Below are 8,473 nucleotides of genomic sequence, written 5' to 3' on the forward strand. Positions count from 1 at the left end.
GGCGGCAGGGCGCTGGCCACCGCGCTCGCGGCGCAGAAGCCGATGATCCACAGGGCGATGCGCATGCCGCCGTTCGGCAGGTCGCGCTCGCGCATCAGCCGGACGCCCCACAGCGCCGGCGGCAGCACGAAGGCGAGCGCGCCGAGCCCGAGGATCTGCATGGCGAGATCCGAGACCACCGCCCCGGGCTGGCCGAGCACGTTGTGCGCGACGTGGTCGGTGGCGTGGTTGAGGCTCGGGTCGTCGATCGACCACGTCGCGAGGGCGACCGTCAGCGCGATCGCGCCCGTGAACAGGACGAGCCCACCGAGTTCCGTCAGCCGCCGCGCCAGGAACGGGCGCAGCGTGTCGACGAAGGTATCGTAGGGCGACGCGGAGCGGCGAAGCGAGCGCATGCGGGACCGGACGCGAAAGGAGACTCTGCCCCGGAGGCTAGGCGCCTTACGTTAACGCGCATTTAAGGTTGAAAAATCCTTCACGTCCCGGGCTTTGCCCTTGCGAGGACGGCCCGGATCGGAAACGCTTCCCTTTCCCCCCGGCCGGGCCTCCGGGCCGCCTGGGAAGACCGACGATGCTTGCCCCCGCCGAGTTCGACGCCCTGGTCGACCTGATCTACGAAGCCGCCGTCGTGCCCGAGATCTGGCCGGAGGTGCTCGACCGGATCGCCGCCGCGACGGGGTCCGTCGGGGCCATCATCCTCGCCGAGGGGCGGCACGGCCCCCGGTGGCGCGCCACCGGCGCCCTCCTGACGCACCTGCCGGAGGCGATCGCCACCGGCCTGATGGCGGTGAACCCGCGCCCGGGCCGCGCGCTGGCGCTCGGCCATTCGGGCTTCGTCCACGACCTCGACCTGTTCACCCATGCGGAGATGGACGCGGACCCGATGTACGGGTTCCTGCGGGCCCGCGGCCTCGGCTGGTGCACCGGCGTTGCCATCCCGACGGTGGGGGAGGATGCCGTGATCTTCTCCTGGGAACGGGCCTTCGCGGCGGGGCCGTTCACGCCGGAGACCGTGCGCGCCCTCGATCCCCTGCGCGCGCACCTCGCCCGCGCCGGGCTGATCGCCGCCCGCCTCGGGCTGGCGCAGGCCCGCAGCGTCGTCTCGGCCCTCGACCTGCTCGGCCTGCCGGCCGCGGTCCTGTCACCGGGGAACCGGGTGATCGCCGCCAACGGCCTGTTCGCCGGCCTCGTGCCCTCCGTCGCCCAGGATCGGTCCGATCGCGTCCACCTGACGGACCCGCGCGCGGACGGCCTCCTCGTGCGCGCGCTCGCGGCGCCGGTGCAGGCCGGCGACCCGAACACCGTCGCCTCCATCCCGATCGCGGCGCGGGCCGATCGCGGTGCGATGATCGCCCACCTCGTGCCGGTGCGCGGGGCCGCCCGCGACGTGTTCGCCGCCGCGGCGACGATCCTCGTCGTGGCGGATCTCCGGCAGGGCCGGGCTCTTCCGGCGGAGCTGATGCAGGGATTGTTCGACCTCACCCCCGCCGAGGCGCGCGTCGCCCGCGGGCTGACGAACGGGCACACGGTCGGCACGCTGGCCGACGTGCACGGCGTCTCGTCGGCGACCATTCGCACGCAGCTGAAGGCGATCTTCGCCAAGACCGGCACCGCCCGCCAGGCCGACCTCGTCGCGATGCTCACCGGCGCGGCGATCGGGCGCGACCCGACCTGACCTTCGGGATCCCGCGGAACGCGCGCGCGGTGGTGCAAAACGCGTTTCGATATGGCAGACCGTCATCATGAAGATCGACGGCCGCCCCTACAGGACTATCTTCCCCGACGCGGACGGCGTCAGCGTCCAGGTGATCGACCAGACCCGCCTGCCCTTCGCCTTCGAGCTGCAGCGGCTGGCGAGCCTCGACGACGCCGCGCGCGCGATCCGCACCATGGTGGTGCGCGGCGCGCCGCTGATCGGCGTGACCGCCGCCTACGGCCTGGCCTTCGCGATGCGCGAGGATGCTTCGAATGCCGGCCTCGACCACGCGGTGGCGGCGCTGGCCGCGACCCGCCCGACGGCGATCAACCTGCGCTGGGCGCTCGACCGGGTCGCGGGGAACCTGCGCCAGGTCCAGGCGCCCGAGCGATTCGCCCGCGCCTTCGCCGAGGCCGGCCGCATCGCCGAGGAGGACGTGGCGAGCTGCCGCGCCATCGGCAACCACGGCGTCGGCCTGATCGCCGAGATCGCGCGGCGGACCGGCCGGACGGTCAACGTCCTGACCCATTGCAACGCCGGCTGGCTCGCCACCGTCGACTGGGGCACGGCGCTGGCGCCGATCTACGTCGCGCACGAGGCCGGCGTGCCGGTCCACGTGATCGTCGACGAGACCCGGCCCCGCAACCAGGGCGCGGCGCTCACCGCGTTCGAGCTCAACGGCCACGGGGTGCCGCACACCGTCGTCGCCGACAACGCCGGCGGCCACCTGATGCAGCACGGGCAGGTCGATCTCTGCATCGTCGGCTCGGACCGCACCACCGCGTCGGGCGACGTCTGCAACAAGATCGGCACCTACCTGAAGGCCCTCGCCGCCCACGACAACGGCATCCCGTTCTACGTGGCGCTCCCGTTCTCGACGATCGACTGGACCCTGCAGGACGGCGTTGCCGAGATCCCGATCGAGGAGCGCGACGCACGCGAGGTCACCCATCTCACCGGGCGGCTCGAGGATGGCGGCTTCGCCACGATCCAGGTGGTCTCGCCGGGCAGCCCGGTCGCCAACCCGGCCTTCGACGTCACCCCCGGCCGCCTCGTCACCGGCCTGATCACCGAGCGCGGCATCGCGCGGGCCGACGCCGAGGGCCTGCTCGGCCTCTATCCCGAGCGCCGCCGCGCCGCCTGAGCGGCGACCCGTCGACGAGCGCGCCCATGGCTTCGCCCCTCGCCTGCCAGCGGCACCTGTTCGAGATGCCGGCGGAGGTCGCCTACCTCGATGCCGCCGCCTGGACGCCGCTTCCGCGCAGCGTGCGCGAGGCGGGCGAGGCCGGCATGCGGGTGAAGAGCCTGCCCTGGGCCCATCCACGCTCCGAGGTGCCGCCCTGGACCGAGCGGGCGCGCCGCGATCGCACCGGTGCCGGGCGGGCGCATCCTGCGCGTCGCCGAGGAGTTTCCATCGCTCTGCCTGGCCTTCGACCGCCTCGCCGCGGAGGCCGGCATGGTGGTCGAGGCGGTGCCGCGCCCGGACGCCGGCGACTGGACGGCGGCGCTCCTCGAAGCGATCGCCCGCCCCGGTGCGCCGCCGCTCGCGGTCGCGACCGTCACGCCGCTGCACTGGGCGGACGGGACAATCATCGACCTCGACCGTCTCGCTCCGGCCGTCCGCGCGGCCGGCGCTGCCCTGGTGGTGGACGCGACCCAGGCGGTCGGCGCGATGCCGATCGACGTGGCTCGGCTGAAGCCCGATTTCCTGGCCTTCCCGACCTACAAGTGGGTGCTCGGCCCCTACAGCCTCGCCTTCTTCTACGCGGCACCGCATCGGCAGGAGGGACGGCCCCTCGCCGAGCATGCCGGGAACCGCCCGCCGGTCATGGGCGCACGCCGCTACGACCGCGGCGAATGCCACGATCCGGTCGGCCTGCCGATGGCGGCCACGGGCCTGGAACTCGTGGCGGGCTGGGGCGTGCCGGCGATCGAAGGCCGGCTCCGGGACTTGACCGACCGCCTCGCCGAAGGCGTGCAGGCCCTCGGCCTCGCGGTGCCGCTGCGCGCGCTGCGCAGCCCGCACATCCTGGGCGTCACGGTGCCGGGTGCCGCCGCCGAGGATCTCGTCGCGCAGCTGCGAAGGCGGAACGTATTCGTCAGCGCCCGGCTCGGCCGCCTGCGGATCAGCCCGCACGTCTTTGTCGACGAGGCCGACCTGTCCCGCATCCTGGCGGCGCTGGAGGCGGTGATGCCCGGTCGCGGCTAGAAATCGGCCCGCGGTCGGGCGGGAATGTCAGCGCCCGGGGCCCGTCGACCCGGCGGTGGCGAGGTTGCGGCGGGTCTCGGCCTGGCCGCTGACGTCGCCGAAATACTTGGTCGAATCGCCGAGCTGCACCGAAGGCTGGCAGTACGGCGTGCAGGAATACGAGTTCCGCTCCTCGGCGCCGCGCTGGATGGTGATCACCGAAGCCTGCGAGGCTTCCACCCGGATCGTCGTCTCGGCCAGCATCGCGCCGGCGGCGTCGAGGGCGATCAGGTTGGTCGCGCCGAAGCTCTTGCCGGTCAGCACCAGCACGCCGTTCTTCTGCAGCGTGACGTCGGCGATGATCGGGTTGCCGACGATCACCGTCTGCGTGCGCTCGGGCAGGCGCATGACCTTGGCGTTGTCGACCATCACCGTGACGACGGGCAGGGTTTCCGCCCGCAGCGCGGGGGCCGTCGCGAAGGCGAGCGCGACGGCGAGGGCGACGCCCGGCAGGCGCTTGGCCGAGCGGGCACGGGACGGGCGGTGGGGCTGGGTGAGGCGCATCGGCTGCTGAGACTCATCAATACGCTGGAGGCGCGTCGCGCGGGCGTGGTGCCTGCAGAGCGGTGCGACGCGCCGAGGCGCGCATCCCGTTCGCCTCCAGGCAACACCTTATTGGTGAAGGAACCGCTAAGCCGGCGCCGTGGCGGAGCGCCGAAGACTTGACGCTTTCTTCACCATGCGGGCGGTCGTGCCTCGATTTAGCGCTTTCGCGGACCGACTTAACCGAATGGCAAGGCGGGTTCGGCATCCTCCATCTGCCGCCGATCGAAACAACAGATCTTCGACGGTTACCTCGCAAGTGTTTCGACCAAGGATTGAAGCCATGAAGACCATGTTCAAGAACTTCGCTTCGGACGAGTCCGGCGCCACCGCGATCGAATACGGCATGATCGCCGCCCTCGTCGCCGTGGTCATCATTGGCACGCTGTCGACCCTGGGCTCCAAGCTGAAGAATACCTTCACGAGCGTCTCGAACCAGCTCGTCCAGTAGTTCGGCTTCGCGTCCATCGGAAACGGCGCAGTTGGCGGCAACGTCCCGCTCTCCCGGCCCTCCCACGGGAGGCGGCCAGGGGATCGGGGCTCGGGCCGACGGACCGTCACGGCGGACACGGGCCGTAAGTCGGGGTGCGGTGCTTCCCTCGCGGGCGCGCATGCCCTGCCCCGCCGCGGGCCAAAGCCGATCCCGCCCCCGCGGGATCGGCTTCGCGTCGTCCGCGATCTCGGGCCCGTGCGTCCGGGCGCGGCCTGGATCGGAATTTGCGGTTTCTTCACGCCCGCGCCCGACACTCGCGACTTGGACACCCCATCGACGGTCTAATCGACCGCGATCGCAAGGATGATGGCAACGGTCATGGCAAGCGTGATGGCTAGCACCGGTCTGGCGAGCTTCGGCCTCCTGATCGTCTTCCCGTTCTTCATGGCCTACGCCGCGGCGAGCGACCTTCTCACGATGTTGATCCCGAACCGGATCTCGCTGGCCCTAATCGCCGGCTTCTGCGTGGTCGCCGCCACCGGCCTGTTCAGCCTTCCCGAGATCGGGATGCATCTCGCGGCCGGCGCGCTGGTGCTCGCCGTCACCTTCACCCTGTTCTCGCTGGGCAAGATCGGCGGCGGCGACGCCAAGCTCGCGGCTTCGACCGCGCTCTGGATCGGGTTCGACCAGCTTCTCGACTACCTGCTCGTCGCCTCGATCCTTGGTGGAGCGCTGACGCTGGCGATCCTCCTGGCACGCAGCCATCCCCTGCCCTCCGTCGTCGCCCGCCTGCCCTTCGCGCTGCACCTGCACGACGCGAAGACCGGCATCCCCTACGGCATCGCGCTCGCAGCCTCCGCGCTGGTGATCCTGCCCGAGACCCTGGTCTGGACCCGCGCCCTCGGCGGCTGAGCCCCGAACCGAGCTGCCAGCGGCACCGACTGACGATGAAGATCGGCGCGACGGGCGGACGACCGCGTTAGGCGGCCGGAACCGCGTCATTCACCGTGCCGTCCGGTCAGACCGTCCTCGGACAGCGGACGAAACGCGATGGTCATGCCTTCTTAACCCTAATTTGAGGAATTCGGCCCTAACGTCGGTCAACGGGCGGCAACCCTGCCGTTCCATGCTTTGGCCCGACGATGAAACCAGCGCGTCTTGCCGTCCTCGCCATCGCCCTCGTCGCGGGCGGTGGAGCGGCTTTCCTGATGAGCGGCGGCGATCCGCCGCCCCCGCCCGTCGTCAGGGTCGAGGCGCCCGCGCCGCCGACGACCGAGGTGCTGGTCGCGGCTGCCGAGCTGCCCATGGGTCAGGTGCTCCAGGTCGCCGACCTGCGCTGGCAGAAATGGCCCGACGACGCGCTGACCCCCGGCTACATCACCCGCAAGGACGTGCCGAAGGCGCTGGAGGAGACGGCCGGCGCGACGATCCGCTCGGCCTTCCTGGCCGGCGAGCCGATCCGCCCGCAGAAGCTCGTGCGGCCCGACAGCGGCTTCATGGCCGCGATCCTGCCCTCCGGGATGCGCGCCGTCGCGATCGTCACCGACAGCCGCGGCACCAACTCGGCCGGCGGCTTCATCCTGCCCAACGACCGGGTGGACGTGATTCGCACCTTCCGCGACGAGGACAATTCCAAGGCGACCGGCAGCGACGTGCAGGTCTCTCAGACCATCCTCACCGACGTGCGCGTGCTCGCGGTCGGCCAGCTGATCCAGGAGAAGAACGGCACCAACGTCGTCACCGGCGAGACCGCGACCCTCGCCCTGACCCCCGGCCAGGCCGAGAAGATCACGCTGGCCCAGAAGGTCGGCTCCCTCTCCCTCGCCCTGCGCAGCCTGGCCGATTCCGGCCGCCCGCCGGAAGCCGAGGCCGCGCCTCAGGAGGCGGCCCTGACGGTGATGCGCTTCGGCGTCAGCCGGCAGCAGACCCGGTGAGCCCCCCGATGCCCGAACCGCACGACGAGGTGCAGCCGATGACGGATTCCGGACCGACGCTCGCCGGCCATCCCGCGAGCCCCCTCACCCATCCTCTGGCGAGCCCGCTCGCCGGCCTGCTCGCCCTGCTGACGGCCTTCGGAACCGCTCCGGCGGCGGCGCAGGAGCGCGCGGTGCTTGGGCCCGCCCCGGTCCTGTCCGTCGGGCAGGCGGAGGCGAGCACGACCCGCAAGATCGAGCTGACCGCGGGCCGCTCCGTGATCGTCGACCTGCCGCGCGACGCCAAGGAGGTGTTCGTGGCCAACCCGGCGGTGGCCAACGCGGTGGTGCGCTCGACCCGCAAGGTCTTCGTCATCGGCATGGCCGACGGCGCGACCTCGATCTTCATCCTCGACGCGGAAGGCCGCCAGATCGCGGCGCTCGACGTGACGGTGGCGCGCGACCTCAAGCTTGGGGCGCTGCGCCAGCTCCTGGGCCAGAGCATTCCCGGCGGCCGCTTCGACGTGCGCGTCACCGGCGATTCGATCCTGCTGTCCGGCTCGGTCGGCTCCTCGTCCGAGGCGCAGCAGGCGATCGACATCGCCAACGCCTTCGTCGGCGTGTCCGGCGGCGCCGCCGGCGGTGGCGGCGCCGGAGCCCGCGGCGCGGTGATCAACAACCTGACGATCCGCAACAAGGACCAGGTGATGCTGCGCGTCACCGTGGTCGAGGTCGCGCGCACCGTCCTCAAGCAGTTCGGGATCAACCTCAGCGGCAGCTGGTCGGGGCTCAACCTCGCCAACGTGACGCCGCTCTCGCTCTCGGGCGGCCAGTTCCCGGCCGGGAACCTGCTCTCGGGCACGATCAACGGCACCGGCGGCGCGAGCATCACGGCGACGCTGCGTGCGTTCGAGCAGGCCGGCGTCTCGCGCGTTCTCGCCGAGCCGACGCTCACCGCGATCTCGGGCGAGTCGGCGAACTTCACCGCCGGCGGCGAGCTGCCGGTCCCGTCGAGCCAGAGCTGCACGCCGAGCCTCGTCGCGGGGACCCAGCCGACGTGCGTCGTCGGCATCTCCTTCAAGCCCTACGGCGTCACCCTCAACTTCACGCCGGTGGTGATGGCCGAGAACCGCATCTCCGTGCGCGTCGGCACGTCGGTGAGCGAGATCGACCCACAGAACTCCTACTCGTTCGTCAGCGGCAACACGACCTCGGCCGTTCCGGGCCTGACGGTGCGCAAGTCCGAGACGACGGTCGAGCTCGCCTCGGGCGCCACGATGATGACCGCGGGCCTGATCCAGCAGAAGAGCAAGGCGGCGATCAACGGCCTGCCCGGCCTCGTCAACCTGCCGATCCTCGGTGCCCTGTTCCGCTCGCGCGACTACCAGCGGCAGGAGACCGAGCTGATGATCATGGTCACCCCCTACATCGCCAAGGCGATGGAGCCCCGGCAGGTGACGCGCCCCGACGACGCCTTCGTCGACGCCACCGACGGCCAGGCGATCCTGCTCGGGCAGATCAACCGGGTCTACGGCACCGCCGGCACCGCTCCGCTCGGGCGCGGCTATCGCGGCCGCGTCGGCTTCATCACCGACTGATCCTCGCCCCGCGGTGCCCCGCCCCGCGCGACTTCCCTCCTC

General features: G+C 71.6%; 9 protein-coding genes. 7 read left to right on the top strand and 2 right to left on the bottom strand.

What is annotated here, in order from left to right; translation table 11 throughout:
• A partial coding sequence (locus FV223_RS13830) for a DNA translocase FtsK 4TM domain-containing protein (RefSeq protein ID WP_187276140.1) occupies nt 1-395 on the bottom strand: 395 nt, incomplete at its 3' end.
• 176 nt (nt 396-571) lie between these two features.
• Between FV223_RS13830 and FV223_RS13835 the strand changes: the two genes are divergently transcribed.
• The 3 genes from FV223_RS13835 (at nt 572) to FV223_RS13845 (ending at nt 3,905) form a co-directional block, all read left to right on the top strand.
• The gene (locus FV223_RS13835) at nt 572-1,675 is read left to right on the top strand and encodes a LuxR C-terminal-related transcriptional regulator (protein WP_147727589.1); all 1,104 of its coding nucleotides are present in this window, start codon (nt 572-574) and stop codon (nt 1,673-1,675) included.
• Between the two features lie 67 nt (nt 1,676-1,742).
• Nucleotides 1,743-2,840, top strand: coding sequence for an S-methyl-5-thioribose-1-phosphate isomerase (gene mtnA, locus FV223_RS13840; protein ID WP_147727590.1), 1,098 nt, complete (start codon nt 1,743-1,745; stop codon nt 2,838-2,840).
• 228 nt (nt 2,841-3,068) lie between these two features.
• Nucleotides 3,069-3,905: an aminotransferase class V-fold PLP-dependent enzyme gene (locus FV223_RS13845; RefSeq protein WP_246689683.1), complete on the top strand. Its 837-nt coding sequence runs from the start codon at nt 3,069-3,071 to the stop codon at nt 3,903-3,905.
• Between the two features lie 27 nt (nt 3,906-3,932).
• Here the strand turns inward: FV223_RS13845 and FV223_RS13850 are convergent, their stop codons facing one another.
• Nucleotides 3,933-4,448: a pilus assembly protein N-terminal domain-containing protein gene (locus FV223_RS13850; RefSeq protein ID WP_147727591.1), complete on the bottom strand. Its 516-nt coding sequence runs from the start codon at nt 4,446-4,448 to the stop codon at nt 3,933-3,935.
• A gap of 322 nt (nt 4,449-4,770) precedes the next feature.
• Here FV223_RS13850 and FV223_RS13855 point away from each other — a divergent pair, with 322 nt between their 5' ends.
• From FV223_RS13855 to FV223_RS13870, 4 genes are all read left to right on the top strand, one after another.
• Complete coding sequence (locus tag FV223_RS13855) at nt 4,771-4,938, top strand: Flp family type IVb pilin (protein ID WP_147727592.1); 168 nt, start codon at nt 4,771-4,773, stop codon at nt 4,936-4,938.
• A gap of 345 nt (nt 4,939-5,283) precedes the next feature.
• Nucleotides 5,284-5,832 (top strand): prepilin peptidase, encoded by a 549-nt coding sequence (locus FV223_RS13860; RefSeq protein ID WP_147727593.1) that lies wholly within the window; start codon nt 5,284-5,286, stop codon nt 5,830-5,832.
• 230 nt (nt 5,833-6,062) lie between these two features.
• The gene (gene cpaB / locus FV223_RS13865; protein ID WP_147727594.1) at nt 6,063-6,854 is read left to right on the top strand and encodes a Flp pilus assembly protein CpaB; all 792 of its coding nucleotides are present in this window, start codon (nt 6,063-6,065) and stop codon (nt 6,852-6,854) included.
• A gap of 8 nt (nt 6,855-6,862) precedes the next feature.
• Nucleotides 6,863-8,431, top strand: coding sequence for a type II and III secretion system protein family protein (locus FV223_RS13870; RefSeq protein ID WP_246686591.1), 1,569 nt, complete (start codon nt 6,863-6,865; stop codon nt 8,429-8,431).
• The last annotated feature ends 42 nt before the right edge of the window (nt 8,432-8,473 follow it).

The sequence above is a fragment of the Methylobacterium sp. WL116 genome (assembly GCF_008039455.1).
Lineage (GTDB): Bacteria > Pseudomonadota > Alphaproteobacteria > Rhizobiales > Beijerinckiaceae > Methylobacterium.